Genomic DNA, 25,960 nt, shown 5'->3' on the forward strand with positions numbered 1-25,960 from the left:
GCACCGCTGGCCAGTAGCGACCATACGTCGATGGAATCCTCCCAGATGACGGTCGACAGTCTCTTCAAGCCCGTAGCCTCGCATGCGTCCTCTATTGAGTGGGCGCCATCTATGCCGCCTTAACCGTACGTGCAAAGCCCCCTTGGACTCGCCCTCAAAAGGATTGCGGAGCCACCTAACGCTACATAGGCAACGCGAAGATCTGGAATGAAATCGACCCTGATTTAGTGGCCTATAGCCATTACCAGGTGCTATAACCTCGTATTGGTCAGGCCTCCGGTGGTGGGGCCTTTTGTAGGCAAATGATCTGCAGACGACTCTGCGCCAAGGACGATGATGGAACCCGTAATCTATACCAACCGCTTCAACAGCTACCTGAGAAAGCTGAACAACATCGGTCAGAAAAAAATCGTACAGGCCGTTCGTGCGGCGATGACCGAAGCAGGTACGAACGGCTCGATCGAATCCTTACCTAGGACGAAGCATGGTGAGACCCGGTTGAAGAACGTCGAGAAATTTGATCTGCCGGACGCTTACAGACTCGTCGTTCAGCTGGTTGACGGTGTAAAGAAATCACGGGCATTCCTTTTCGTAGGCGCCCACGATGAGGCAGAAAGATGGCTCGACAGCCATCGAAACTACACCTGGGTGAAAAGCCCTACCGACGGCACGTTGAATTTCCTCCCGGTCACCTACGATGAGCTGCGTCACATCCCTGCCGACAGGCTCGATCTGGATAGCCCTGAAATCGACTTACTTTCCCCTCTGCTCCGCTACGTGCCTGAGACAGATTGGTCTAGGCTGCCCTGTACAGACGCTCAGAAAGAACTCGCAAAAAAGGTAACTGGCGAGCAGTACGAACAGGATGCTGCTGGCATCTTGGAAAAGCTAGATGCCCTCGGTGACTACGAGTCTGCAAGCCTGCTGTTTGACCTGTTGGTGCTGAGCCATGGCAAAGAGTGGGCTGAGGTCAACCAGCGCATGGGTATCCAGGGCCGCCCAGAGGCAATCGCCGACGAGAGCCTTCTGAATGAAATGCAGTCGATCATCAATGCCGAGCATTTTGTCACGTTCGATGATGCGGGCCTTCTAGACGATTTCTTCAGTAAGAAAACCTTCTCTGAGTGGATGCTGTTCCTCCATCCAGAACAGAAAAAAATCGCTCAACGCGAGTACCGTGGCCCTGCACGGCTACGTGGCGTTTCAGGTAGCGGCAAGACCTCGGTACTGGTTCACCGCGCGCGTTTCCTGGCGAAAAAATACAACCAGCCCGTGCTGCTGGTCACCTTAACTCAGAGCATGAGCAGCCTTCTTCAAAGGCTAGTTGAAGACCTGTGCGGGCATGAGCGTCATCTCATCCATACCAAAACGATGAACTCGCTCGCACGAGACGTCAGCAGTGATTTGCACGGTCGCGCACAGTTATCACCCGAGGTGCAGTACCAACTCCTGAGCACCTGCATCATCAACCTCAAAAGCGATCCTGGCTTCGCTAAGACACCGATGGCCTCGATGTCCGATCAAGAGCTTCGAAGCTTCCTCAAGGAAGAGTTCGATTATGTGCGAGGTCGCCTATGCCCTACCGACTTCAAGGCTTACCTAGACTCGTCCGTATTCCATCGCCGTGGCCGGTCTATTCCCCTCAATAAAGCCTCGCGTGAATTGATGGTACGGGCTGTTGAGACATACGTTGGTGGTGTAGAGGGCAACGGACTCATCGACCACGAACTGATCGTATCTCAAGCGATTGGCGCGCTAAACAATACGAACGATCGAAAAGGCCAGTTCCGCTGCATCCTTATCGATGAGGTTCAGGATCTGACTGAGCTGGACGTCGTGTTGTTGAGCAAGCTGACAACTCCAGCTAGTGCGCGATTGGCTGACGTTGAAAACGGTTTGTTCCTAGCCGGAGACGGTGCTCAGAGCATCTATAAGCGCGGGTTTGCGCTCAAGCGGGCGGGCATCGACGTTATCGGGCGAAGCGTTAGCCTCAAGAAAAACTACAGAAACACCCACGAAATTCTGACTGCCGCGTTCAATCTAGTGTCGCAATTTGAGTTCTCCGACACTGATGAAGACGAAGTTCAAAAGCCTTCACTGCCCGATTTTGCTAAACGCCACGGCGAGCGTCCATTGCTGCTGCGGTGTGCCAACACTCATGATGAAGTCGAGGCCGTATCACGTCAGGTGTATGCGCTGCTCGCCATGGGGCAAACCGCAGGGCAGATCTGCGTGATCGCCCCTCAGAAATCTCTTCGCGAGGAAGTTCGAGCGGCACTGGAAGCCAAAGGCATTTCAAGCGCAGAGCTGAAGCAAGATGTTCATTACGAAAGCGACAATGTGAAGATCAGTACGATCGAATCGGCCAAAGGCCATGAGTTCGCAACCGTCCTGATTATGGGGTTGGTGGAAGGTGTTTTGCCACAGTCAAACATTCAGCCTCATGAGCTCGCTCGTGAAGCCTCAAGGCTTTACGTGGCTATGACTCGTGCTCGAGAGTCGCTCTTCATGACCTACAGCCCAAACGCGAGTTACCCTGCGTCTCGATTCATCCAAGCCATCGTTAAAGACTGCAACGAAGCCCGGTATCGCCAAGGTGAAATCCTCCCAGTGGAGGCCTGACCATGTAGCTTTTCGCCTCCACATTCGGGTTAGCAACCTGAATTGAAATCGCACTGCAGGGGCTGCCCTGCAGTGCGATTCCCCTCAGTCTCGGACTGTCCGACGCCTCACAACCGTCCTTTTCAAAATTCTATTGTTGATTTTTCCCTTGGGTTGAATTGGAGCATGTGAGAGTCAGAAAATGGAACGGCCGGATTTCGCAAGCGGGCCTAGCCACACGCCGACGTTGATTGGCCCATAGGCGGCCACTTCGTGCCCGAAGCAGCGAAATTTACGCATCATGGAGACACCAACATCGTCAATCCACCTTCATTTGCCGCCCTAACCAGAGGCTTGTTCATTAGTCCTTGCGCCGCTTTGCAGAACATTCCCTAACGCGACTGTTGTGTGGCGTGCCGCATCCGCGAATCAGCACCGCAGCAGACACACCATCACCACCTACGCTTCTCCTCTCGTTCGACGATCTCCTTCACGTGCCTTTGAATTCGATCAATTAGATCTCCCCTGCCATCAGTGTCGGCAGTCAATGCGACACTTAAGATTCCCGGCTGACCGATAACTGCGGGCAACCGCCATACCTCGTAGCGAGTCACACCAGACTTCGTACTGGCAGGAAGTCTCGGGGTCGATCTGAGCAACGACCAAGCCTTGTTGCCCGAGTAAACCCCGGCCTTCTCCATGGCCTCCCAGTCCACCAACCACAATGGGTCAGTGACGGTTTTAAGCCTAGGCACGATCTCAGGAATCAGGTAATCCCGAACGATATTGTCGAGGTCATGAAGGACATCCGGGGGCGTGTTTGGATTAGGACGAACGATGACCTCTAGACCCACAGCCACTTCCCAAGGGTCGAGGATCCACGCCCAGCGTTCCTTGAACGCCTGAACCTCAGCTGCGACGCGCTCTTTGAATAGTTTGGAGCTACCAGGAGCGATAGGCAGTTCACCAAACTGAAGTCGGAGAATCGATCGTGAAATAAGGTTCGCCCAGTCACTGGCAGCGAAGCCATCTAGCTTGAGCTTGCTTAACGGATCTTCGTAAAGCCAGTTGAGCACCGAGATGCCCATACCAGCCTGGTTGAGAAGCGCTTGCTGCGCATTCACACGGGTGAGCTTCAAGTATGGCTCGTAGAGCTCGCCATAGTCGGCTCGTGACTTCGCCTCATTCTCAACCAACTTGCGGTAATCGCCTATCCAGTCGGTTGCCATATCTTCGCGATAGAGTGCTTCAAGGCTCAACTCATCCTTACGGCTGGCTTCAGCTGCAATCCTAAGCTCCTCAAGCATCACAGACAAAGGGGTCGCCTCTACATAAATGAACGGTTCGTTATTTCCGTGACGACAGGAAACCGATAGCACCTGAATCTGCTTATCGTCCTTGTACAGCAAGTGCTTTCGAGGCCACTGCACACTGGCCTCTTTCAGGCCAAACAGGTCGAGTAGGTTCTTCGCGATGGTATGTGCCTGGGGAGCATTCTTATCAGTGGTATTCAGCTGCAACTTCAGCGCGATGTCGCCCGTAAAGGCCTGCCGCTTGAAGCGCTTGAGGTGATCCACGATAGCCGACTGGAGCTCACACTTTTCGGCCTTTGGCATCTTCTTTGACTTTGGCTCAATGCCGTCAATCACGATTCTCACACGCCGACGCTCGCGCTTCTCGTGGACGGCCCTCCTACCAGCTTTGCTTTCCAGGAAGGCCTTAAACCTGTCCATCCTTCTACCGAACATCACGATAGGCACCTATGGATTTCAAAGGCCACGATAATGTCAAAGAGCCATCCGCCCTCGCAAGCGCATAAGATGAGGACAGCGAGCCAACCGCCATAGGTACGACTCCAACGAAGGCTCCGTCACTCGCGCGGTCTGGATGGGGTATATCTGGCACACTCTTCAGGCTGCTTACGACCTTACCGAACCGTTGGCCGGAATGCATGGCGCACAAGTGAGTAATCGACTAGATAAGAAATAATCACACACCAACGAGACAGGAGGTGGCTATGGCTTTAGGTCGAATTTTTAGAGCGGAACGAGAGCTGCGTGCCGACGATCGGCGAAAACGCTACGAAATATCTGATGAAGAGCTCACTATGGAAATCGCTTTGGGGCTTCCGGGAGAGGATCGATTGAGCGCAATAGTTACCGCTGCCGGGATGCTCCGGCAGGTCAGAACGATCAACGATGGGGGTACGCCTGTTGCTGATGCCGTGGACGCCATCATGGCGCGCAGACGTGGCAATCAGCCCGACGACCCACTCATCTGCTGAGGAGCACATCAAACCACGCTGCGAACGGTAGCTCGCAGCGTGGTAATCAAGAGACAGGCGAAGAGCTTACTGGCGCCAGGACTCTACAACTTCAGAGCCATGCTCAGCCTTCCAGGCCTTTAGCACCGCGTGGTTACCACCTTTGGTCTGTACCAATTCACCATTGTGCGGATTCTTGTAAACCTTCACTTCCCTTGGCTTGCGGGAGCTTTTCTCTACCGCTGCTGGTGTCTGATGACGGCCATGAGCGTGGGGATCCAAAATGCCAATTACTTCGCGGAGACTGAAACCATACTCACCAAGCAGAGCACGGAGTTTATTTTCAAAATCCATTTCAGCCTGGATAGCGCCATCACTTTTCATGGCTTCCAGTTCAGCGAGTTGCTGAGCGAGTTGCTGCTCAAGGCGACGGTATTCTGCGAGGCGCGACATTTTTAGCATTCCTGAATGGTTGATCGCCTAAGAGTACATTTTGTTTTTACTCACCTGCTAGACCAAGGAGAAAGAAAAAGTCATGGACATACCCGGCTCCCAAGCTCACACCAGTCGTAGCGGAGGAATGCTCGGACAAATGACCCTTTAGATCGTGTGTCTCTTCTTTCACCTTATTTTCACGCCGGCTAGGGCAGTCTCTCGTTATCCCTACGTGATAGACCTTGCCCGCCTAGCAGCGGGCTTGAGCTCATCTACACGTGTCGTGAAGCTTTGGCTCATCATCTCGCGGCGCATGCTCCATAACGGATCGACTGGAACGCTCGCCAACCGCATCGTTCCCCTGCCCCATCTCCCGTTTACCGCGCCCAGCACGCCCATCAGCTTCTCACTCGCCACCGGCTGAGCAGCCGCGAACAAGTCACCGATAATTCCTTCGGCTGGCTCAGTTCGAGCAGCAGCGCCTCTACGTTGCTGCAGGAGAAGCCCTGCCGGAACAACAGCTCCACGCCCTCCTACGCGGCCTTTGTCAGCAAACGCCTCTCATCCGCATGCAACGGGATCTTCAGCTTCAGGGAGCATCATCTCTATCCTTTCAGCCAACTTGCGCAGCCCTGCGAGGCGAGACATGATCTGCTCGACGATTTTCATACGAGCCGCCGCCGCATCGCGCAGCCCTTGCATGGTCTGCAGCGCCTCGTCCGACTGAGCCAACCCTCTCCGCGCTGAGACGCCGAGTCGATCTATTCCCTCACGAGCATCACCAGCGGTCTGTTCAAGACTCTGTGCTATCTGGTGAATTTGCGCACTGGAGTCAGCTACTCGCCTGGAAAGATTACGCACTTCATCGGCCACCACAGCGAAGCCACGACCATGATCCCCTGCCCTTGCTGCCTCAATAGCCGCATTCAGTGCCAAGAGGTTTGTTTGGCGAGCGATGTCCTGGATGCTAGCTACGAGACCTGTAATTTCCACAGACTGACCACCCAACGCATTAAAGGCCTGGCCACAATGAACCATTGACTCGTCAAGCTCTCTGAAAATGCCAGCCGAGCTTTGAATGCTGTCTGAACTGGAGCTGACTTTTCCACCTGCCTCGCGAGCCAGCTGATTAGCGAAGTCCATATCTCGCTCGGTATCTGCAATCGCAACGCTCAGTCGCTCCAGATCAACCTTCACGCGAGGATCAAGAACAATAGGCTCGGCGTTGTGTGAATTGTCTTCCGTCCGTGTGCACGGCACGCGCACCTCATAGGGTATTTCAACACGCACCTCTACCCTCTCGATCCTTGCAAAATGGTACAGCCAACCGGCTAAAAGTAGCGAGAATACATTGAGTGATAGGCAGAAAGTCAAAGACTCAGGGTAAAGAAATGCTGTCACGCCCGCGATTGCTGCACCGACCTGTACCATTGCAGCGGCCCAAAGACGCCACGCTATTTTCGACATAGTTGTTCCCCAGCCCGCACGCCTAAGGCCTGTCGGGCGCGCTTCATTATTATTCTCTAGGTGCCCATGCATTCGCTCGAGCACCAATGGACGAGTAGCACCGTCGCCTAGCACGCACATAGACTTACGGTCAGCCAAGAATATCGCTACGGAATTCCAGCCCACTATCCGCTTCGTGCAGGGGTGTATCCGGTTTCGTGGAGCGAATCCAAACTGCCCTGACGCTGAACGATCAATACAGGGTGAGGCTTTCAGATAGCGGTACTCAAATATCCGAGGAATTGTGATCAAACACTGAGTGATAAATATTGATATTAAGATCCACTGCGAAGTCGCGAAGTGTGGCTATCACGCGCTCCACTTCCTCTGATGTAACCTGCGCTGATTGGCCTTCAATACACCTCCCATGACGGACAAGGAGGTCGTCACGCTTCGCGAAAATTCGATCTATAGCAGTGAAATTCAACATTTCAAGTCGCGCACCAAAAACCTCAATTAACAAATATTCATAATTGCAAAAGGTCTTCAAGCTCAGACTGGACGCAACATCAACTGCCACCCCTCTCTCCTCCGATGAAATTTCTTCATACCTGAAGATAACCCACCCTCCAACGAGCTGATTTTAAACCCGGCTCGCAAACCTGGACGAATTACGATAGCCTTAATCAGTATTGAGATCAGCATCGACTCTACCAAGTTGACGGCGCGCACATACAAAATCTTGAAAACAGCAGGCGCTTCAACATTACTCACACTAACACTTAATAGACCCAAAGCCTCAGAAAGATCAGATGACAGATTATAGAAAATCTCACCAAAAGCAGGAAGAGCTAGCCGCTGACTTCCCGTATCTTCTTGATAAAATTCAATTATTCGAGAGAGCTCGGCATCTAATGCCTCCAGGTGCACTCCACTATTTGATGGATAGCTTTTCAATATATTCTGATCTTGACTACAAGCGATAGATTCGTCCTGGCATCGCCTTGGGATAAAGTCTTTGCCCGTGGTCATATCCTACCTCCTGACGTTCGTTAATGAAAACAAACTAGGCCAGACAATGCTGTTGATCTGAAATCCAATAGCACAAGAAGCGCGCCGGAGCGCGCCTTGCATCTATAATTACGGCACAATCCGCACGGACTTTTTATGAGTAAAGGTCAGGTAGCTGAAATGCCCATGGTATTCACCCATACCAGAAGCACCGATTCCCCCGAACGGGAGGTATGGCGAGAACGCATGGAGCATTACGCCGTTCACCTGCGCATCACCAGACTGAATCTGGTTGATGATACCTTTGGCGACATCCATATCCTTACCGAACACATAAACGGCCAAAGGTTTTGGATGGTGCTTGTTGACTTGATCAATTGCAGTCCGAACGCTATCAAATTCAAGAACAGGCAGAATAGGGCCGAAAAGCTCCTCGGACATCAGAGGGTCATTCCACTCCACACCATCTACTACCGTAGCACTCAAGGCGCGCTTGCTTACGTCCGCCTGAGATCCTACAAGCACCTGCCCTTGCGTTGCTTCCAGCAGGGAGACCAATCGCTGCACCTGACGCTCGGTGACGAGCTTGCCGGTAGAGTTGATCTCGGGCAGCTCGGTCTTCACGCGCTCAACAAGGCGCTCCAAAAGTGCATCTTTGACACTGTAATGCACATAGAGGTAATCCGGTGCAATGCAGGTTTGACCACTGTTTATGAATTTACCGAACATCAATTGATTGACCGTCTGATCGAGATCCGCGTCAGGCAGGACAATCAGTGGGCACTTACCACCGAGTTCTAGAACGACAGGAGTCAGGTGTTTAGCAGCCGCCTGCATAACCACCTTGCCAACATTGGGGCTACCAGTGAAAAAAATGAAGTCGAAAGGTAGGCTGAGCAAATGACTATTTTCGTCTCGGCCACCCTGGATAACCGCGACATATTCAGGAGCAAACGCCTCAGCAATGATCTTCTCGATTACCGCCGAGGTTTCCGGAGTGGTTTCAGATGGCTTGATGATGCAAGTGTTACCGCCGATTATCGCACCAATCAGCGGGGTGAGAGTCAGGTTAACTGGGTAGTTGAAGGGGCCGATGATATAGGTGACACCGTACGGCTCTTGGACTACATAACATTCGGAAGGCGCAATAATGTCTGGCGACGGAACCGAAACTGGCGCGACCCATTCATCAAGGTGAGCAAGCGCAAAATCAATTTCGTGCAATACTGCACCGATCTCTGCCAGGTCGACTACATCCTTGGGCTTGCCCAAGTCCTCTGCAAGCGCGGAATAAAGAGCTTCCTTGTTATTGATAACCGCCTCTTTCAGTCTTTCTAGCGATTGCTTGCGGAAGCCCACATCAGCCGTAGCTCGGGTAGCAAAGTACGCCTTCTGAGCGGAGAACAGCGAGTCAATCTTAGCCGGAGACAGATAATTCATGAATGGATTTCCTCTTTATTCGGGATTACAGGCGCTATAGGTAGTAACCGACTTGGGATCGGCAGTGCTACATGGAAATTTTGCTTTCAACCCCCGAACGCGTCGGAGTCGGGCCACGCCCCAAAATGCTCTCGATGAAATTTGCGATACTGAGCAATCGCGCATCACTGCCCGGAAGCCCCTCGATCTCAATACCCACCGGCAAGCCTTCTTGTTGAGACAACCCGGCAGGCAGGCTAATACCAGGCATGCCAGCATTACTGGCCGGGTCGGCATTTCGAATCATGCGTGCGAAGGCCTCGAAACTGGTCGCAGCGGGATTGCTCTTGATCGCGAGGTCAGGCGTGGTGGGATGGATAATCGCGTCGAGTTGATGCTCTTTGAATAGAAACTCGAAGCTCTGGATGAGCTTCGGACGAGCATCCTTCATAGCAGTGGCGTAGGCCTGCTCAAGATCCACAGATTGACCTTCCAGCTCCCCCAGCCTTCCAGGCAGGATGTAATCTTCAAAGATGGTTCGGACATCTGGGCTGCTGATCCCAGCGACCAGCTCGTCGAAGGAAACACCGGTCTCGTTTGCCGATAGGTATTCCGTTAGGGCTGACCTGCATTCGTGCAATGCCAACGGCATACTGACTGCATGACTCATCTCGAAGATTTCGGACATCGAAACCCTCACAATCTGCACACCTTGCTGCTCAAGCTTTCTCAGCGCATCTTCAGTCAGCTTTCTAACCGGTTCGCTGAGATCAGCCCACAATTGATCAACTACCCCCAGTCGAATCGACTCGGCAGCAGGAACTTCCGCAGGCAGGGCCCCGGTAATGATCGAGTCCAGCAGCACTATGTCTTCGACCGAGCGAGCGATTGGGCCCGGCGTATCGCGCGTTGGGGAAATCGGTGTGATTCCGTCGACTGGATAACGCCCAACTGTTGGTCGAAAACCAACGCATCCATTCACGGCACCAGGCTGTCGAACAGATCCACCTGTATCGGTACCCAAAGCTGCAGGAATTAAAAGTGCGCCGACAGCAGTACCGCTCCCAGAGGACGACCCGCCCGCGATGCATGAGTGGTCAAATGCGTTACGAACACCTATAACGCCAGGGATGTGGTACGCGGTGTTATAGCCCGAGGTGCCAAACGCTAGCTCATGCATGTTGGTCTTCCCAACAACGATTGCACCGGCTTTGAGCAACGGCTCAATAACTCGGGCGTTACACGTTGGAAAGAATTTGGACAGCGCTGGAGTCCCGGCCGTGTTCGCGAAGCCAACCACCTGGATGTTGTCCTTTACCGCGATCGGTACACCGCCCAATGGCAGCGGATCACCACCCGCCTCAAGGTAGTGATCATACGAATCTGCTTGCTTCAGGGCGGCCGCTGCATCAACGCTGATAAATGCGTTCAGCTCAGAGAAGTCCGCGATCCGAGAAAGCCACGCTTCCACAAGCTGGCGGCTTGTGATCCGTCGATGCCGAACCAAGGCAGACGCTTCGGTGAGGGTGAGCTCCCAAAGATGCTCGGGTTGTGCGAACAGACGCTTTGCGTCGGTACCGACCTTTTCAGGCATATCTACTGGGTGGCGCATTTTTTACCTCTCCTAGCCGCACTGGCGATGCTGTGGTTCACACAACGGTAATGTGGGCCTGCGGCAATAGGTCTCCCCAAATTTGAGGATTGCCAGAAACATTTCATAAGCAGCGGGCTAGCTGAGTGCGGTTCTGACACTCAAGCTTCGCCATGGCGTTCTTCAGATGAGTGCGTACCGTGCTGAACGCTATATCCAAGCGGCGGGCGACCTCTTTATCGCTGGCCCCCTGAGCCACAAGTTCGGCCACCTCAGCTTCTCTCAACGACAATCGTTGGGAAAGTGTCGGCGCCGGGCTAAAAGCTTTCTGAACATATGGCTGGAGGGTCGATAGCAGACGTTCTTCTCTCTCGCTGAAGGGTTTGCTCCCCTTGCTCCTCCATACCCTGAGATCGCCGATGTCCCGATCACCGTCGAAGAAAAAGACGTTGAGGCCATGCTCCATATCTGCCGGCTGAAGGAAGTCGTTGTAGAACTCGCTCTTGAGCATTGCTGAACGTGGCACATGGCAGTCGACTCGCGCCGGCGCCCTCACCTCTCGCATGATCGGGGTTACCAAATCGACCTGGTAAAAGTGCTTCTGATAAGCCTCTATGAACTGGCTCTCCATATTGAAAGCCAGCGGGTCGATGGATCGCCCCTCACTTTTGTCCCATACGAATGAAGCAACGAACTCCGCGTCGAGAAAGGCCGCTACCGCTTGCAAAATCGCAGCCCGAGCGTTTGGTTTTCCCTGGAACTGAGCAAGAAGCCAGACCAGCTCAGCAAGCTGATCCATATCGGTTCCACGCAGCACTGTTGCCATTGCCTACCTCCGAAAATGCTGTCAAAGCGTCACAGAAGGGTAAAAGCATCAAAATAGAACCGATCTATATATTATTTTAGAATCTATCTATTTGATCTATTTAGGTCTCGATTTTATCGTGGGATTCACCATTTGGTAAGAGATAAAAATCATGGCTTCGGTACACGGCACCACATACGAACTCTTGCGACGTCAAGGCATCGATACGGTCTTCGGCAATCCTGGCTCGAACGAGCTCCCGTTTTTGAAGGACTTTCCAGAGGACTTTCGATACATCCTGGCTTTGCAGGAAGCGTGTGTGGTGGGCATTGCAGACGGCTATGCGCAAGCCAGTCGGAAGCCGGCTTTCATTAACCTGCATTCTGCTGCTGGTACCGGCAATGCTATGGGTGCACTCAGTAACGCCTGGAACTCACATTCCCCGCTGATCGTCACTGCCGGCCAGCAGACCAGGGCGATGATTGGCGTTGAAGCTCTGCTGACCAACGTCGATGCCGCCAACCTGCCACGACCACTTGTCAAATGGAGCTACGAGCCCGCAAGCGCAGCAGAAGTCCCTCATGCGATGAGCAGGGCTATCCATATGGCAAGCATGGCGCCACAAGGCCCTGTCTATCTTTCGGTGCCATATGACGATTGGGATAAGGATGCTGATCCTCAGTCCCACCACCTTTTTGATCGCCATGTCAGTTCATCAGTACGCCTGAACGACCAGGATCTCGATATTCTGGTGAAAGCTCTCAACAGCGCATCCAACCCGGCGATCGTCCTGGGCCCGGACGTCGACGCAGCAAATGCGAACGCAGACTGCGTCATGTTGGCCGAACGCCTCAAAGCTCCGGTTTGGGTTGCGCCATCCGCTCCACGCTGCCCATTCCCTACCCGTCATCCTTGCTTCCGTGGATTGATGCCAGCTGGCATCGCAGCGATTTCTCAGCTGCTCGAAGGTCACGATGTGGTTTTGGTAATCGGCGCTCCAGTGTTCCGTTACCACCAATACGACCCAGGTCAATATCTCAAACCTGGCACGCGATTGATTTCGGTGACCTGCGACCCGCTCGAAGCTGCACGCGCGCCAATGGGCGATGCGATCGTGGCAGACATTGGTGCGATGGCTAGCGCTCTTGCCAACTTGGTTGAAGAGAGCAGCCGCCAGCTCCCAACTGCAGCTCCGGAACCCGCGAAGGTTGACCAAGACGCTGGCCGACTTCACCCAGAGACAGTGTTCGACACACTGAACGACATGGCCCCGGAGAATGCGATTTACCTGAACGAGTCGACTTCAACGACCGCCCAAATGTGGCAGCGCCTGAACATGCGCAACCCTGGTAGCTACTACTTCTGTGCAGCTGGCGGACTGGGCTTCGCCCTGCCTGCAGCAATTGGCGTTCAACTCGCAGAACCCGAGCGACAAGTCATCGCCGTCATTGGCGACGGATCGGCGAACTACAGCATTAGTGCGTTGTGGACTGCAGCTCAGTACAACATCCCCACTATCTTCGTGATCATGAACAACGGCACCTACGGTGCGTTGCGATGGTTTGCCGGCGTTCTCGAAGCAGAAAACGTTCCTGGGCTGGATGTGCCAGGGATCGACTTCCGCGCACTCGCCAAGGGCTATGGTGTCCAAGCGCTGAAAGCCGACAACCTTGAGCAGCTCAAGGGTTCGCTACAAGAAGCGCTTTCTGCCAAAGGCCCGGTACTTATCGAAGTAAGCACCGTAAGCCCGGTGAAGTGAGGTAAGCCATGAGCCAGAATCTCTTTAACGTTGAGGACTATCGCAAGCTTGCGCAAAAGCGCTTGCCGAAGATGGTCTACGACTATCTGGAAGGTGGGGCTGAAGACGAATACGGGGTGAAACACAACCGCGACGTCTTCCAGCAATGGCGATTCAAACCGAAGCGGCTAGTAGACGTCAGCCGCCGCAGCCTCCAAGCGGAAGTACTTGGAAAGAGGCAGTCGATGCCTCTCTTGATTGGGCCTACTGGGCTGAACGGTGCGCTGTGGCCTAAGGGGGATCTCGCTTTAGCTCGAGCAGCAACCAAGGCCGGAATCCCGTTCGTGCTGTCGACCGCCTCCAACATGTCCATTGAAGACCTCGCACGTCAGTGTGATGGCGATCTGTGGTTCCAGCTCTATGTGATCCACCGAGAGATTGCGCAGGGGATGGTGCTCAAAGCCCTGCACACTGGTTACACGACACTGGTGCTTACTACGGATGTGGCGGTTAACGGCTATCGCGAGCGCGACCTGCATAACCGATTCAAGATACCAATGAGCTACTCCGCAAAGGTGGTGCTGGACGGATGCCTGCATCCGCGCTGGTCGCTCGACTTCGTGCGACACGGCATGCCGCAACTGGCCAATTTCGTCAGCAGTCAAACGTCTAGCTTAGAAATGCAGGCAGCATTGATGAGCCGCCAAATGGATGCCAGTTTCAACTGGGAGGCATTGAGATGGCTGCGTGACCTCTGGCCGCACAAACTCCTCGTAAAGGGGTTGCTCAGTGCTGAGGACGCCGATCGGTGCATCGCTGAAGGTGCAGACGGCGTAATCCTATCAAACCACGGCGGTCGCCAACTCGATTGCGCGATATCGCCAATGGAAGTTTTGGCTCAATCGGTAGCGAAAACTGGAAAACCAGTGCTTATCGATAGCGGCTTCCGACGGGGTTCGGACATCGTTAAAGCACTTGCGCTAGGTGCTGAGGCTGTACTCCTGGGTCGTGCAACTTTGTATGGCCTTGCAGCACGAGGTGAAACGGGTGTTGACGAGGTGCTAACCCTCCTAAAAGCGGATATCGACCGCACCCTTGCCCAGATTGGATGCCCTGACATCACCTCCCTTTCTCCTGATTACCTCCAAAACGAGGGAGTGACTAACACCGCTCCAGTCGATCACCTCATTGGTAAAGGAACACACGCATGAGTGAAGTACTGATTACCGGCCTGAGGACGCGGGCCGTCAATGTCCCATTGGCCTACCCCGTTCACACCGCTGTTGGAACTGTTGGCACAGCGCCTCTTGTTCTGATCGACCTGGCCACCAGTGCCGGCGTGGTAGGCCATTCCTACCTGTTCGCATACACCCCCGTTGCGTTGAAGTCGCTGAAGCAGCTCCTGGACGACATGGCAGCCATGATCGTCAACGAACCATTGGCACCGGTTAGCTTGGAAGCCATGCTCGCAAAACGCTTCTGCCTGGCAGGTTATACGGGATTGATCCGAATGGCCGCTGCTGGCATCGATATGGCAGCTTGGGATGCGCTGGGCAAGGTTCACGAAACGCCACTAGTAAAACTCCTCGGCGCGAACGCTCGACCAGTTCAGGCTTATGACAGCCACAGCTTGGATGGAGTCAAACTCGCGACTGAGCGCGCTGTGACCGCAGCAGAACTCGGATTCCGGGCGGTTAAGACCAAGATCGGCTATCCGGCATTGGATCAAGATCTGGCAGTCGTGCGCAGCATACGCCAAGCAGTAGGTGACGACTTCGGCATCATGGTCGACTACAACCAGAGTTTGGATGTACCAGCCGCAATCAAACGCAGCCAGGCGCTGCAGCAAGAGGGCGTCACCTGGATTGAAGAGCCGACGCTTCAACACGATTACGAAGGCCATCAGCGCATTCAAAGCAAGCTCAATGTGCCCGTCCAGATGGGTGAGAACTGGCTCGGCCCTGAGGAGATGTTCAAAGCATTGAGCATCGGTGCATGCCGGTTGGCTATGCCAGATGCAATGAAGATCGGTGGCGTGACGGGCTGGATCCGAGCCAGTGCACTCGCACAACAATTCGGTATTCCAATGTCCAGCCACCTGTTCCAAGAAATCAGCGCTCACCTGCTAGCCGCCACCCCAACTGCGCATTGGCTGGAGCGTTTGGATCTCGCCGGCAGCGTCATCGAGCCTACTCTTACATTTGAGGGCGGAAATGCTGTGATTCCGGATCTCCCTGGCGTTGGGATCATCTGGCGCGAGAAAGAAATCGGGAAATATCTGGTGTAATGCAAAATAAAAAGGCCCGCTTATGCGGGCCTTTTCTTATACAGACTTTCCATGCTTTAGCGTTTCGGAAGGTAGCTCTGAAAACCTGGCTTTATATTCAGCCGAGAAACGGCCCAAATGCGTAAAACCGTAATCCATCGCGAGTTCAGTTACACTCTTTTTTCGACCGTCAGCATTCAACAAAGCCGCACGTATCCGATCTAGTTTCCTGCTGACAAAATACCGACGGGGTGGCTCGCCCATGTGCTGCTCGAAGAGAACGTAGAGGCTGCGCACACTTACGTTAGCATAACGAGCCAACGTTTCAGGTGTCAAATCTTGCTTCAAATTATCCTCAATATATTGCAGCACCTTGCGCAAAACTTGACTCTGCACTCCCTCCCCCTTTACATCCAGGTTAGTCAAAAAAGAAGTAAGTGCTTTGATAATTATAATTTGAACGTAATGCTCTTGAACCGCACGAATCATGTTCTCACTTTCAATCTCGTTACAGACAAGGCTCAACAGCTGCGCAATCCCTTCCAGGTCGATTAGCTTGTATACTTTATCCTCAAAACGTAGGCCTTCGGCTGGCAGACACCAGCGCTGGAGCTCACACACCTTACCGATCAAATTGACTGGAATTTTCAAAATGAATTTTTCACAGTCATCCGAGTAAGTGAAGTCCACTTCATCCTGTGGATTAATCACGATCAAATCACCAGCAAGCAGGACACGCCGACCATTTCGGTGACATTGGAGGCAGCTTCCAGTCAACATAATTTGAATGTGAAATTTGTCTCGAAGAGCTGTCGATGTAACGCGCGTTTCGCTGCCATATCTGATTCGACAAAAATCAAGTTCTGATACCTGCCTGTGAATGAGCATCGCCTCGCGACGCACATCAGCGATAACGATGGAGTGATTTCCAACATGCTGGTTTACATAGGCTGAAACCAAGTGAGGATCTGCAAGATCGTAGACTTTGCTACGTTCACTTAACAGTTCGATACTCATAATCACGGCCTCTAGCGAAAAGCGCTGAGGTAACACGCCTTGGAATATAATGCGTGCCGGTCAGCTGGTTACCAAAACTTCCAGGTATAACTTGTAATCAGACGATTCTCATCAAAGTCCGCACCATACTTAGTCTTAACTTTTATATTTCTACCTTCAAAAGCCAATCCACTGAGCGGGCCACTTTGAATAACATAAGAGAGAATAAAGTTCGTTTCGCTTTCGACGTTATCAGAAAGGCCAGGGCCGCGATCGATGTTTGTACCACGCAGATAACGGGTCATAAACTTCAGCCCTGGCACACCCATTGCCGCGAAGTTATAGTCGTAACGGGCTTGCCATGAGCGCTCCTGGGCCTTGTAGAAAGCGATGGTTGACCAGTTGACCAGGAATGGCTGGGGGGCGTAGCCATTTAGCAACGGGAAGGCATCATCGCCATACATACGCTGGTAGGCTGCGGTGAATGTATGTCCACCCTTGCTAAGCGCCGTCATCAGGCCCAGCGAGCTGTTATCAAGACTACCGGAAAGCTTTGCGCCTTCATCTTGAGTGTTGTAATAGCGAAGGTCTGACTTCAACGAATAGCCATTACCTAAGTCCATGGTATACGCTGCCGCAGCGTAATGTTGCTTGTAGATATCTTCCAGCTGACCAAAGTAATAAGTCGTATTGAGCTGAGGAGTGAATTCGTATCGCGCACCGGCAAAGTTCAAACCATCACTGCTCTGCGCAGGTGAATCACCAAACAAGTAAATATCTTCCCTGTTGGACGATTCACGTGTCGCCGTTTTCCAGAATCGACCGGCATTCAGCGTCAGCTTAGACCACTCCTTTGACTCAATTGTCGCCCCCTCATAGGTGGTGATAAGCTGCCTCGAGTCATCGTAAAAAGCGACAGGGAGCATCGGCCTATGCTCGCCGATCTTGACTTCCGTGTTAGAGAATTTAATCTTCGCCGCGACACTAGCACGACCATAGTCAGTGACAGGCTTACCTTTGCTGTCATCATAGGGAAGAACGGTATCTGGCCCACGACCACCACCACCGTCGAGGCGATATGCGTACTGCCCGAAGGCATCCAAACCAAACTTTACAGGCCCGTCAGTGTATCCCGATTTAAACTGCAGATCGAACCCTTGGCTCCAGCTTCCCACACGCGACTTGGGAGCGTTGTCCTGCTTGAAATCCCTGTCGTAATAGAAGTTACGAAGGCCTAAAGTCAGATGACTATCGTCAAAGACATCCGCGTGGCCTGTAGCCGCATACATCATAGCCAAACCTGTGACAGCCCAGCCCATACGATCGATTTGTTTCATCCAACCCACTCCGAATTATTATTGTGTGCGAGTTTTTCTAGTGCGCACTCACTCCAACCGAAAATATGGCCAAGAGTGATGTGCTTAATAAAAAAGGCGCGACGCACGCGCCGCGCCGAAACCCGTTACAGGCGAGCTTTTTACCTGGACGGGGTATTACAAGAAGATTAAGCGCTCTGCTTTACTGGGGTTTCAGCAGACAGCCGACCAGCATGCCTCTGAGAAATCATCATCACAGCGATAACAGCGACTACGCCAGGCAGACCAAACAGGAGGAAGTTCTGCTCAAATGGCAGGCTCAGGCTATAAAGGTAGCCACCAAGAAGTGGGCCTGCTACTGCCCCGCAGCGCCCGACTGCGGCTGCCATGCTGACACCGGTAGACCGTGCATTGGCGGGATAGATGTCGGCTGCGAGGGTATGCACTACAGACAGACATCCAACTGTTGCTCCGCCGGCGACCAGCAGCAGTGCATACAAAGTCACGGGGCCGGGACGAACGCCCAACAGCGAAATCGAGATGGCAGAAAGCGCGAAGAAAACCAGCAGCGTTGCCTTGCAGCCCCAACGGTCTGCTACGAAACCACTGGCCAACTGGCCGAATAGAGCACCGATGTTCATGATCAGCAGGAAGGTAATGCTCGAGCCCAGTGGATAGCCACCGCTATTCATGAGCTTCGGCAACCAAGTATTCAGGCCGTACACCATGAGCATGCACATACCAAAGGCAACCCAGACCATCAAGGTGGCGAATGCACGCGCGTCGCTGAACAGCGAAGCCATGGACGTTCCTGCAGTATTGGCTACGACGTCGACTTCGTACTGGGTGCCGCTGATGTGGCGGTGGCTTGGATTGATACGCTGCAGCAGTGCACCGACATCATCGTGGCGCTTTTTATGCACCAGGTACGCCACCGATTCAGGAAGCGTTTTATACAGCAGTGGCAGGCAAAGCAGTGACAGCCCTGCGATATAGAATGGGGAATGCCAGCCCAGCATTGGGATGAGGTAGATACCCGCCAGCGCCGAGAGCAAGCCACCTACCGCGAAGAAGCTAAGCATCAGGTTGATGAGACGGTTCCTGTACTGGGTGGGTGCCATTTCTTTCAGGATAGTCACCAGGTTGGGTACCACCCCACCCAATCCCACACCGGTGAGGAAGCGGCAAATCGCGAATGTAATAGAGTCGACAGCGAAGGCGTTCGCGAAAGCTGCAACACTGAAGAGAGCGACGCAGAAAAGGATAATCGGGCGGCGACCGAAACGATCGGCGGTAGTGCCAAGGAGCACGGCTCCGACCATCATGCCCAACATGGAGCTAGAGCCAAGCATCCCAGCTTGAGAAGGCGTCAGATTCCATTCTGTCATCAGGTGCGGCAGCACGGAGCCGTAGATGACCAGGTCGTAGCCATCGAACAGCATGATGAAAGAGCACCAAAAAACCAGGAGAAAATGGAAGCGACTGAGCTTTGCGGTATCGAGGATACCGACTGCGCTGATGCGTTGCATGGCATGTACTCTTGTTGTTTTTTTGAGGTGATCGAACGAGAGCTGCACACCCCCGATCCGTTCGACCTTCACGTTATGGGGTGTTGCCTGATAGATCAAATAGATATATTTTTGCATTTGAAATAAGCCGGATCTATTTAAAATGATCGATCTCAATCTTGTCCGTGTCTTCGTGACCATCTTCGAAACCGGCAGCGTCAGCGGTGCAGCTGAGCGTCTCCACGTCACGCAGCCGTCCGTGAGCTATGCCTTGGCCAGGCTCCGCGACCAATGGGGTGACCCGCTTTTCAAGCGCTCGCGTGATGGGATGCAGCCTACCGTTCTAGCTTCACAGCTCTACGGATCCTTCCGTTCGTCGCTTAGTGATATCGAACGCGCGGTGGCACTTACCCAAAAATTTGAGCCGCACCTCTCGACTCGCCGTTTCCGTCTTGCTCTGTCGGATTTGGGAGAGGTTTACTTCCTCCCGCATGTACTGCGCGGACTACAGACCACAGCGCCACTCGTCGAATTGGAGGTGATCCAGGTCGAGATAGACCGGATGGACGAATGGCTGAAAACAGGAAAAATCGATGCTGCGATCTGCAACCGAAGCTTCCTACCTGTTCAAGCAAAATGTGATCTGATGTTTGAAGAGCGGTACGTCTGTATGGCTCGCAAAGATCACCCACGCATCGGAGATGAACTCTCCATGCAGCAATACCTTGAAGAACGCCACGTTGTCGTATCTGCCGGCACCGGCCACCACTTTGTTGAGGATCGACTGAGGGAAGCAGGGGTTGAGCGAACTGTGAGCCTTCGCGTTCCACACTTCAGCGTTCTGCCCGAGATCATTTCATCCAGCGACCTGCTGGTGACGCTGCCTGAGCGGGTCGCCAACGTCTATGCAGAGCGCAATGGCCTCAAGACAATGGAGCTACCATTCACCGTACCAAAGTTTGAAGTCAGCTTGCACTGGCATGAGCACAGCGGTGATAACACTGCCCAGTTATGGTTCTGTGAGTTCCTGAAGGAAACGATTACCTGCTTATAAACGCCAAGCACGGACGATGTCTGGGCAGGTAGCCCAACCATCGTCCTTATCGCTTATGTCTTACTCAGATATCAGTCGCGCATCGGGCTCATCACCTTGAAGGTCAGTACCTACAGCATCAGTACCGACAGGAGCCGGATTGAATGCCTCCACGCAAGGTGTCGGTTGATCGTTGAAAAGCAGACGCAAAACATCTGGCCGCGAGTAATGCCCAACCGGGTCGAGTGCCGCTTTAGCTACAGAAATGGCGCCCAAATCGACGTCGGCATAAAGGATGCCTTCTTCATATTCGCCCAGAGGCTCACACAGCGGTGCGCCATCGGGGCCATAAATCATCGCGAAACCACCTCCATCCTGCAACAGGTTGCCCTTATCAGGGGTGTCGATGAGAAGGTTTAGCATGTCTTTAGATACGATTGCGCACGCTGAAATTACGAAACATTGACCCTCAAGAGCATAAACTTGGGTGGCCGCGCAGTTAGCCTCAGCGCTCAGCTGATATGCGCCACCGCGATATACCGAGAAGCTCGGCCACGAGGCAATGTGCAACTGCTCATGCTGGCTGTACATCGCAAACTTGGAGAGTGGCTGTACGTGCTCTGCACAGCAGAGTGCACCTACCCTTCCCAGTTGCGAATTGAAGACCTTAAGGTCACTGCCGTTACCTTCACCGTAAACAGTACGCTCAGCATGGGTGGGCTTGAGTTTACGGCGCGTACCAATCACTTTACCGTTGTCATCGATAATTGCTTGACCGAGGTAGAGGGTGCCAAACGAGCGCTCGCTGTAACCCATTACAACGTGAATACGGTAAGTAGCAGCCGCTTTGCACAGTCGCTCAAACTGCTCGCTTTTCAAGTCAAGCGAGTTTTCTACGTAGCGCTGAACAAACTGCATTCCCCATGCGGGAGAGCCAAGCCAGATCCACCACGGATACCCTGGAAGATAAACCTCCGGAAAGGCAACCAGTGATGCTCCGTTATCAGCTGCTTCTTTAATGAGGCGTATAGCCTTATCAACCCCTTTGTCCAAATCCAGGAATTCAGGAGCGGCTTGCACAGCTGCAACTTTATAATGTGTTTTGGAAGCGTTCATGTAGCCACCCTTAGAAGTAATTGTAATATACTGCACACTCTTGTTGGCAGACCGAATCTTATCAGTCAAAAACAGGCCAACCTTTACCAGCATTGTTGTGCGAATTGACCAACCCTATCGCCTGGCTGCCCTGAATCCACGACATTACCAGGTGTAACAGGACGATGTGCGCAGCAGGGCAGGCCGGTAACAACGAGAATTTTGTAGCCACTTTACGCTGCTGACTTGCTTGATTTGCTCGGTTCTTTTGACCTACATTCCCACCAGCAGCCTAAACAGCATTGGCACAATTACTGCTTGAGAATAGATGTTTACGATCCGGAGCTGAAAATGGCCCAGCAAACCCTCATCTCCACCGCAATGCTTCCAGTTAAGCAGCGCTTGGAATTCTGGCATGACAGTGTCTGCAAGCACTTCGCATCTCTAGAACTTGGAGTACATAATGAGGATCTGTCAAAAGGATTACGCTCCACGCTGGTGCACAGTGAATTCGGGAAGTTAGATCTGATTCAACTTGATGCATGCAGGCAAACGGTGCAACGTGACCACCGCAAGATCATTGCTGACGCACATAGGCAAGACTATACCCTGTTCAGCCTCCAGCTTAGGGGCATAGGAAAAGTAGAGCAGGACGGAAGACAAGCCATTGTGCGACCCGGTGAAGCTGTTCTATTTGACACATCGCGCCCCTACTCCTTCCAGCTTGACGAAGACTTTGAAAAAATCGTAATACGAATACCCTCAGAAACATTGAAGACGCTTTTCTCAAGACCTGATCGACTCTGCGCCATCAACATAAACAGCAAAGCACCAGGCGCAAACTTACTTTTTACGTATATCGGAAGCCTGATATCCGAGTACAAAACACTGCCACAAAATTGCACGAGCGCATTCTCCAATGCGCTTATTGAGATGATAGGAGGGATGCTACAAGAGCTACCGGAAAGCAAGTCCGCCAATGACTCCAGCATAAAGAAAACCCACCTATACGAACTCAAGCGAACAATCGCTACGGAGCTTGCGAATCCGAAGCTTGGCGCAGAGCTTCTCTCTCTACAGCTTGGCCTATCAATCAGCAGTATCTACAGAATATTTTCCCATGAACCAGTACCGCTAATCCAATACATATGGAACAGCAGGCTAGAACGTTGCTTCGAAGACTTGATCAACAAATGCTACCTTGACCTTTCTATAACAGAAATTGCCTTCAGGTGGGGTTTCAATAGCAGCGCCCACTTTAGCAGGGCATTCAAAGAGCGCTACGGCATAACGCCAACCGCGCACCGAAAAAATAATTTTTCGCTCTAACCGGCAAGTTTAAATCGCTTACCACAAAGTCCTAGACCCCACGCCCTGGGCAAATAGCTTTCCTTTCGGCTTACCCCCTAAGCTACTTTCATCTTCCTACCCGCCAAACACCCAGTAATCTCAAACAAAAACCTCGATAAAGCCAGATAAGCCCCTGCTATTAGCAGCTTTATAATCAGACTACCGAGTAAAAGACAACAACCTCAAAAGCCTCGGCCACGGCTTGCCCGTAGGAAGTCATGAATTTTCGTTACTCCTGCTAATAATAATTCGGAGCTTCGAATGAAAGCTGTTCAAATCTTCAATAACACTCATCATCTCTGCAACCCAAAACGAACTTTGCTCGCGACAGCCTTGGCTGCAGTTACTCTTCAAGCTTCAGCTGCAGAACTATCAACTGACCCTGGTGACATGGTCGCTCTACCTGCGGGGACAGGGTTGGGCGTCTTCTACTATCAGCATGCTGAAAGAGACAAGGTAAATGTGGACGGACACTCCGTCCCGACGAAGTTTGGGTTAAACAGCGATATCATGGTCGCGCGCTACGTAGAATGGATGGACGTTGGTGGTTACACCATCACACCCCAAATCATTGTTCCGTTCGGGCGGCTCAAGCAAAGTGCCCCTCAGAATGAGGAGGCCAGTGGCCTAGGCGACCCGCTGGTGGGGAGCATGATTTGGCTCATCAATGACCCAGTCAATGAGCGATGGCTTAACGTTGGTGGTTTTGTCGGTGTTCCAGTCGGAAAATACGATGCTGACCAAGGCGGGATCAACATCGGCTCGAACCGATGGAAAGGCGTGCTGCAAACAGGCTATGTTCAAGCAATCATTCCTCACAAGCTATACGGCGAGGTAACTTTCGAGTACGACATGTACGACAAGAATGATGATTTCCTTGGGAAAACCCTCCGCCAAGACAACATATTCGAGACTACTCTTCATCTCCGCTACGCAGTGAATGATCGAAACCAAGTTGGCCTGACCTACTATCATACAGTTGGAGGTGAAAACCATCTGGACGGGTTAGCCCAAGACGACGGGCTCAACACCAAGCGTTACATGGTAACTTGGCAAAACCTTGTCACTCCGAAGACCCAGGCGCAATTTCAATTCGGTCGTGACCTAGATGTTACCAACGGGCCGAAAGAAAAACTTAGACTTCAATTCCGCTTGACCCATGTGTTCTAAAGCCAACAAATAGATTGTAGAAATGACAAAGGGCAAGCCCGGGACTAGCCGGCTTGCCCTTTAATCATTTAATCCTTGTAGCCCTTAGATTTCTTGCAAGGCTCTCGGACGAGAGCTGCGCTGCTCAGCGGTCGCTTCTGGAGCTGCTTGCAGCTGGAAATCAAAATTCAGCTCTGCGTAACGGCCTGGCACACCACGCGCACCATCCTCTCGGAAGACAATCTCTCCAACCAACCCATCACGAGTGGCATAGGCGAAATCGTCCCAGAGGTATTTCTCTCCAGACAAGTTGATTTGTGTAGTCAGGTGGCGGTGACCAGGTGCCGAGATGAAGAAGTGAATATGCGCCGGTCGCTGCCCATGCCGGCCAAGCAGATCCAGACACTCCTGGGTTGGCCCTTGAGGATCGCACCCATAGCCGGATGGCACAATGGAGCGGGCACGGTAGCGTCCCTCCGCATCTGTGATGATTCGCCGACGCAGATTGTATTCAGATTGGCTCTGATCGAAGAACGAGTATGTGCCACAAGTGTTGGCATGCCACAGATCCACGGTAGCGCCTTCAACTGGCTTCCCGTTCGGATCCAGAACCTGGCCTTCCAGGAACATCACTGTGGCCTTGTGCTCTTCCGCGCCATCGTCCATACGTACTTCGCCGTGAGCTATCGGCGCACCCGCGACATAGAGTGGGCCTTCAATGGTGCGTGGCGTGCCACCAGTGTGGCCAGCCTGAGCATCCTTGGCGTCTTGCAACAGGTCGAGGAAGTGCTCAATGCCAAGCCCTGCAACCAGAAGACCAGCTTCTCCACGGCCACCTAGACGATTCAGATAATCAACTGCGAACCAGAATTCATCTTCTGTGATTTCCAGGTCTTCGATCAGTCGCGCGGTGTCTTGCAAGACCCGTAGGATGATACTTTTGATGCGAGGGTTGCCTTCAGCGTTGCCGAAACCGGCAGCCTCTTCAAAAAATTTATGAATATCGGCAGTGTGAGATATCTTCACGGTCATTTTCGTAGGCCTCGTATTGTTTTAATAGAAACGCGAATGGCAGGTGTTTACTGCGGATAGATGAAGGTAGCGACGCACTTCCTCTGGTCGGCTCGATAGATGATTGGGCGCGTCGCTGTGATGACTGAAGGAGTTCGTACATCTCAACCCAGGTCGCCACCGCCTACAGGAAGCGTGACCCCTGTGATGTAGGAAGCATCATCTGAAGCGAGGAAGAGGATCGCTCCGACTTGCTCCTCAATGCTCCCGTAACGCTTCATCAGGCTGCTGCTGATGGTTTGATCAACGATTTGTTGATACCAAACTTTCTCTTCGTTGCTTTGCTCTTCGGCGTTGCGGGGAATGCGTCGGGGCGGGGCTTCAGTACCCCCTGGAGCAGTAGCATTGACCCGTACACCCCGCTCGGCTGTCTCGAATGCAAGACAGGCAGTCAATGCATTGACTCCACCCTTCGCAGCCCCATAAGGGACGCGATTGACCCCACGAGTAGCGATCGACGAAACGTTCACGATCGCACCGCTGCCTTTCTTTAGCATGTGTGGAAGCGCCGCATGACAGCACCACAATGTGGGGAACAAAGATCGACGAACCTCTGCCTCGATCTGCTGAGTATCGTAATGCTCGAAAGGCTTGGCCCAGATAGTGCCGCCTACGTTGTTAACCAGGATGTCGAGCTTGCCGAACTTTTCAACCGCTGCGTCCATGACGCGCGAGCAGTCTTCATGCAGTTCGAGATCGGCCGTAAGGGTAAGCATGCCCTCGCCGGTCATTTCGTGGACGAGAGGAGAGCGATCCACTGCAACTACTCGCGCACCTTCAGTCTTGAGTTGCTCACAAACCGCCCGTCCAATTCCCTGGGCAGCTCCGGTCACTAAAGCGACCTTGCCATCAAATCGGTTCATCACT

At 52.8% G+C, this 25,960-nt stretch carries 20 protein-coding genes and 2 pseudogenes; 8 read left to right on the forward strand and 14 right to left on the reverse strand.

Translation table 11 applies throughout. The features are described 5' to 3' along the window. Nucleotides 1-336: 336 nt before the first annotated feature. Complete coding sequence (locus tag PP4_RS24180; RefSeq protein ID WP_016501737.1) at nucleotides 337-2,622, forward strand: 3'-5' exonuclease; 2,286 nt, start codon at nucleotides 337-339, stop codon at nucleotides 2,620-2,622. 431 nt (nucleotides 2,623-3,053) lie between these two features. Here PP4_RS24180 and PP4_RS24185 read toward each other — a convergent pair whose 3' ends face one another. Continuing rightward, nucleotides 3,054-4,349, reverse strand: a complete 1,296-nt coding sequence (locus PP4_RS24185; RefSeq protein ID WP_016501738.1) for a RusA family crossover junction endodeoxyribonuclease — start codon at nucleotides 4,347-4,349, stop codon at nucleotides 3,054-3,056. Nucleotides 4,350-4,618: 269 nt separating this feature from the next. Between PP4_RS24185 and PP4_RS24190 the strand changes: the two genes are divergently transcribed. Then, nucleotides 4,619-4,885, forward strand: coding sequence for a hypothetical protein (locus PP4_RS24190; protein WP_016501739.1), 267 nt, complete (start codon nucleotides 4,619-4,621; stop codon nucleotides 4,883-4,885). A gap of 66 nt (nucleotides 4,886-4,951) precedes the next feature. On the opposite strand, the gene PP4_RS28330 is transcribed toward PP4_RS24190, so the two are convergent. The 7 genes and pseudogenes from PP4_RS28330 to PP4_RS24225 all read right to left on the reverse strand — a co-directional run bounded on the left by PP4_RS28330 (nucleotide 4,952) and on the right by PP4_RS24225 (nucleotide 11,592). Continuing rightward, complete coding sequence (locus PP4_RS28330; protein WP_016501740.1) at nucleotides 4,952-5,317, reverse strand: histone-like nucleoid-structuring protein, MvaT/MvaU family; 366 nt, start codon at nucleotides 5,315-5,317, stop codon at nucleotides 4,952-4,954. Nucleotides 5,318-5,527: 210 nt separating this feature from the next. After that, nucleotides 5,528-5,856, reverse strand: a pseudogene (locus PP4_RS29930) (DUF4113 domain-containing protein); the annotation flags it as partial. Nucleotides 5,857-5,860: 4 nt separating this feature from the next. Beyond that, nucleotides 5,861-6,307: pseudogene (locus PP4_RS29935) on the reverse strand (methyl-accepting chemotaxis protein); the annotation flags it as partial. A gap of 990 nt (nucleotides 6,308-7,297) precedes the next feature. Then, the gene (locus PP4_RS29135) at nucleotides 7,298-7,777 is read right to left on the reverse strand and encodes a hypothetical protein (protein ID WP_016501742.1); all 480 of its coding nucleotides are present in this window, start codon (nucleotides 7,775-7,777) and stop codon (nucleotides 7,298-7,300) included. A gap of 108 nt (nucleotides 7,778-7,885) precedes the next feature. Continuing rightward, nucleotides 7,886-9,196: an NAD(P)-dependent benzaldehyde dehydrogenase MdlD gene (gene mdlD / locus PP4_RS24215; RefSeq protein WP_016501743.1), complete on the reverse strand. Its 1,311-nt coding sequence runs from the start codon at nucleotides 9,194-9,196 to the stop codon at nucleotides 7,886-7,888. A gap of 67 nt (nucleotides 9,197-9,263) precedes the next feature. Then, nucleotides 9,264-10,787 (reverse strand): indoleacetamide hydrolase, encoded by a 1,524-nt coding sequence (iaaH, locus tag PP4_RS24220; protein ID WP_016501744.1) that lies wholly within the window; start codon nucleotides 10,785-10,787, stop codon nucleotides 9,264-9,266. A gap of 103 nt (nucleotides 10,788-10,890) precedes the next feature. Beyond that, nucleotides 10,891-11,592 (reverse strand): helix-turn-helix domain-containing protein, encoded by a 702-nt coding sequence (locus PP4_RS24225; RefSeq protein ID WP_016501745.1) that lies wholly within the window; start codon nucleotides 11,590-11,592, stop codon nucleotides 10,891-10,893. 151 nt (nucleotides 11,593-11,743) lie between these two features. Between PP4_RS24225 and mdlC the strand changes: the two genes are divergently transcribed. The 3 genes from mdlC to PP4_RS24240 are packed head-to-tail and all read left to right on the forward strand — an operon-like array spanning nucleotide 11,744 to nucleotide 15,596. Then, nucleotides 11,744-13,330 (forward strand): benzoylformate decarboxylase, encoded by a 1,587-nt coding sequence (gene mdlC, locus PP4_RS24230; protein WP_016501746.1) that lies wholly within the window; start codon nucleotides 11,744-11,746, stop codon nucleotides 13,328-13,330. 8 nt (nucleotides 13,331-13,338) lie between these two features. Then, the gene (locus tag PP4_RS24235) at nucleotides 13,339-14,520 is read left to right on the forward strand and encodes an alpha-hydroxy-acid oxidizing protein (RefSeq protein ID WP_016501747.1); all 1,182 of its coding nucleotides are present in this window, start codon (nucleotides 13,339-13,341) and stop codon (nucleotides 14,518-14,520) included. After that, a complete protein-coding gene (locus PP4_RS24240) occupies nucleotides 14,517-15,596 on the forward strand; it encodes a mandelate racemase (RefSeq protein ID WP_016501748.1) in 1,080 nt (359 codons plus the stop codon). Before PP4_RS24235 ends, PP4_RS24240 begins: the two co-directional genes overlap by 4 nt. A 36-nt stretch (nucleotides 15,597-15,632) precedes the next feature. Here PP4_RS24240 and PP4_RS24245 read toward each other — a convergent pair whose 3' ends face one another. The 3 genes from PP4_RS24245 to PP4_RS24255 form a co-directional block, all read right to left on the reverse strand. Beyond that, complete coding sequence (locus tag PP4_RS24245; protein ID WP_016501749.1) at nucleotides 15,633-16,592, reverse strand: helix-turn-helix domain-containing protein; 960 nt, start codon at nucleotides 16,590-16,592, stop codon at nucleotides 15,633-15,635. 68 nt (nucleotides 16,593-16,660) lie between these two features. Next, the gene (locus PP4_RS24250; RefSeq protein WP_016501750.1) at nucleotides 16,661-17,908 is read right to left on the reverse strand and encodes an OprD family porin; all 1,248 of its coding nucleotides are present in this window, start codon (nucleotides 17,906-17,908) and stop codon (nucleotides 16,661-16,663) included. Nucleotides 17,909-18,075: 167 nt separating this feature from the next. Next, the gene (locus tag PP4_RS24255; protein WP_016501751.1) at nucleotides 18,076-19,416 is read right to left on the reverse strand and encodes an MFS transporter; all 1,341 of its coding nucleotides are present in this window, start codon (nucleotides 19,414-19,416) and stop codon (nucleotides 18,076-18,078) included. A 142-nt stretch (nucleotides 19,417-19,558) separates the two neighbouring features. On the opposite strand from PP4_RS24255, the gene PP4_RS24260 reads away from it, so the two are divergent. Next, nucleotides 19,559-20,449 (forward strand): LysR family transcriptional regulator, encoded by an 891-nt coding sequence (locus tag PP4_RS24260; RefSeq protein WP_016501752.1) that lies wholly within the window; start codon nucleotides 19,559-19,561, stop codon nucleotides 20,447-20,449. 60 nt (nucleotides 20,450-20,509) lie between these two features. Here the strand turns inward: PP4_RS24260 and PP4_RS24265 are convergent, their stop codons facing one another. Further along, a complete protein-coding gene (locus PP4_RS24265; protein ID WP_197538704.1) occupies nucleotides 20,510-21,544 on the reverse strand; it encodes a carbon-nitrogen hydrolase family protein in 1,035 nt (344 codons plus the stop codon). A gap of 330 nt (nucleotides 21,545-21,874) precedes the next feature. Between PP4_RS24265 and PP4_RS24270 the strand changes: the two genes are divergently transcribed. Together PP4_RS24270 and PP4_RS24275 are read left to right on the forward strand one after the other, a co-directional pair. Next, a complete protein-coding gene (locus tag PP4_RS24270; RefSeq protein ID WP_041167898.1) occupies nucleotides 21,875-22,852 on the forward strand; it encodes an AraC-like ligand-binding domain-containing protein in 978 nt (325 codons plus the stop codon). Nucleotides 22,853-23,134: 282 nt separating this feature from the next. Then, complete coding sequence (locus tag PP4_RS24275) at nucleotides 23,135-24,043, forward strand: transporter (protein WP_016501754.1); 909 nt, start codon at nucleotides 23,135-23,137, stop codon at nucleotides 24,041-24,043. A gap of 84 nt (nucleotides 24,044-24,127) precedes the next feature. On the opposite strand, the gene catA is transcribed toward PP4_RS24275, so the two are convergent. Both catA and PP4_RS24285 read right to left on the reverse strand, forming a co-directional pair. Further along, the gene (gene catA, locus PP4_RS28340) at nucleotides 24,128-25,054 is read right to left on the reverse strand and encodes a catechol 1,2-dioxygenase (RefSeq protein ID WP_016501755.1); all 927 of its coding nucleotides are present in this window, start codon (nucleotides 25,052-25,054) and stop codon (nucleotides 24,128-24,130) included. A gap of 143 nt (nucleotides 25,055-25,197) precedes the next feature. Next, entirely contained in the window at nucleotides 25,198-25,956 is a 759-nt protein-coding gene (locus PP4_RS24285) for a 1,6-dihydroxycyclohexa-2,4-diene-1-carboxylate dehydrogenase (protein ID WP_016501756.1), read from the reverse strand. Nucleotides 25,957-25,960 lie beyond the last annotated feature (4 nt).

The organism is Pseudomonas putida NBRC 14164, assembly GCF_000412675.1.
GTDB classification, from domain to species: domain Bacteria; phylum Pseudomonadota; class Gammaproteobacteria; order Pseudomonadales; family Pseudomonadaceae; genus Aquipseudomonas; species Aquipseudomonas putida.

Coding starts and splice junctions, on each gene's coding strand:
- catA (WP_016501755.1), bottom strand. CDS start 25,054: ATGACCGTGAAGATATCTCACACTGCCGATATTCATAAATTTTTTGAA.
- PP4_RS24225 (WP_016501745.1), bottom strand. CDS start 11,592: ATGGCAACAGTGCTGCGTGGAACCGATATGGATCAGCTTGCTGAGCTG.
- PP4_RS24185 (WP_016501738.1), bottom strand. CDS start 4,349: ATGTTCGGTAGAAGGATGGACAGGTTTAAGGCCTTCCTGGAAAGCAAA.
- PP4_RS28330 (WP_016501740.1), bottom strand. CDS start 5,317: ATGTCGCGCCTCGCAGAATACCGTCGCCTTGAGCAGCAACTCGCTCAG.
- PP4_RS24260 (WP_016501752.1), top strand. CDS start 19,559: ATGATCGATCTCAATCTTGTCCGTGTCTTCGTGACCATCTTCGAAACC.
- PP4_RS24275 (WP_016501754.1), top strand. CDS start 23,135: ATGAAAGCTGTTCAAATCTTCAATAACACTCATCATCTCTGCAACCCA.
- PP4_RS24240 (WP_016501748.1), top strand. CDS start 14,517: ATGAGTGAAGTACTGATTACCGGCCTGAGGACGCGGGCCGTCAATGTC.
- PP4_RS24255 (WP_016501751.1), bottom strand. CDS start 19,416: ATGCAACGCATCAGCGCAGTCGGTATCCTCGATACCGCAAAGCTCAGT.
- iaaH (WP_016501744.1), bottom strand. CDS start 10,787: ATGCGCCACCCAGTAGATATGCCTGAAAAGGTCGGTACCGACGCAAAG.
- PP4_RS29135 (WP_016501742.1), bottom strand. CDS start 7,777: ATGACCACGGGCAAAGACTTTATCCCAAGGCGATGCCAGGACGAATCT.
- mdlD (WP_016501743.1), bottom strand. CDS start 9,196: ATGAATTATCTGTCTCCGGCTAAGATTGACTCGCTGTTCTCCGCTCAG.
- PP4_RS24270 (WP_041167898.1), top strand. CDS start 21,875: ATGGCCCAGCAAACCCTCATCTCCACCGCAATGCTTCCAGTTAAGCAG.
- PP4_RS24235 (WP_016501747.1), top strand. CDS start 13,339: ATGAGCCAGAATCTCTTTAACGTTGAGGACTATCGCAAGCTTGCGCAA.
- PP4_RS24250 (WP_016501750.1), bottom strand. CDS start 17,908: ATGAAACAAATCGATCGTATGGGCTGGGCTGTCACAGGTTTGGCTATG.
- PP4_RS24285 (WP_016501756.1), bottom strand. CDS start 25,956: ATGAACCGATTTGATGGCAAGGTCGCTTTAGTGACCGGAGCTGCCCAG.
- PP4_RS24180 (WP_016501737.1), top strand. CDS start 337: ATGGAACCCGTAATCTATACCAACCGCTTCAACAGCTACCTGAGAAAG.
- PP4_RS24245 (WP_016501749.1), bottom strand. CDS start 16,592: ATGAGTATCGAACTGTTAAGTGAACGTAGCAAAGTCTACGATCTTGCA.
- PP4_RS24265 (WP_197538704.1), bottom strand. CDS start 21,544: ATGAACGCTTCCAAAACACATTATAAAGTTGCAGCTGTGCAAGCCGCT.
- PP4_RS24190 (WP_016501739.1), top strand. CDS start 4,619: ATGGCTTTAGGTCGAATTTTTAGAGCGGAACGAGAGCTGCGTGCCGAC.
- mdlC (WP_016501746.1), top strand. CDS start 11,744: ATGGCTTCGGTACACGGCACCACATACGAACTCTTGCGACGTCAAGGC.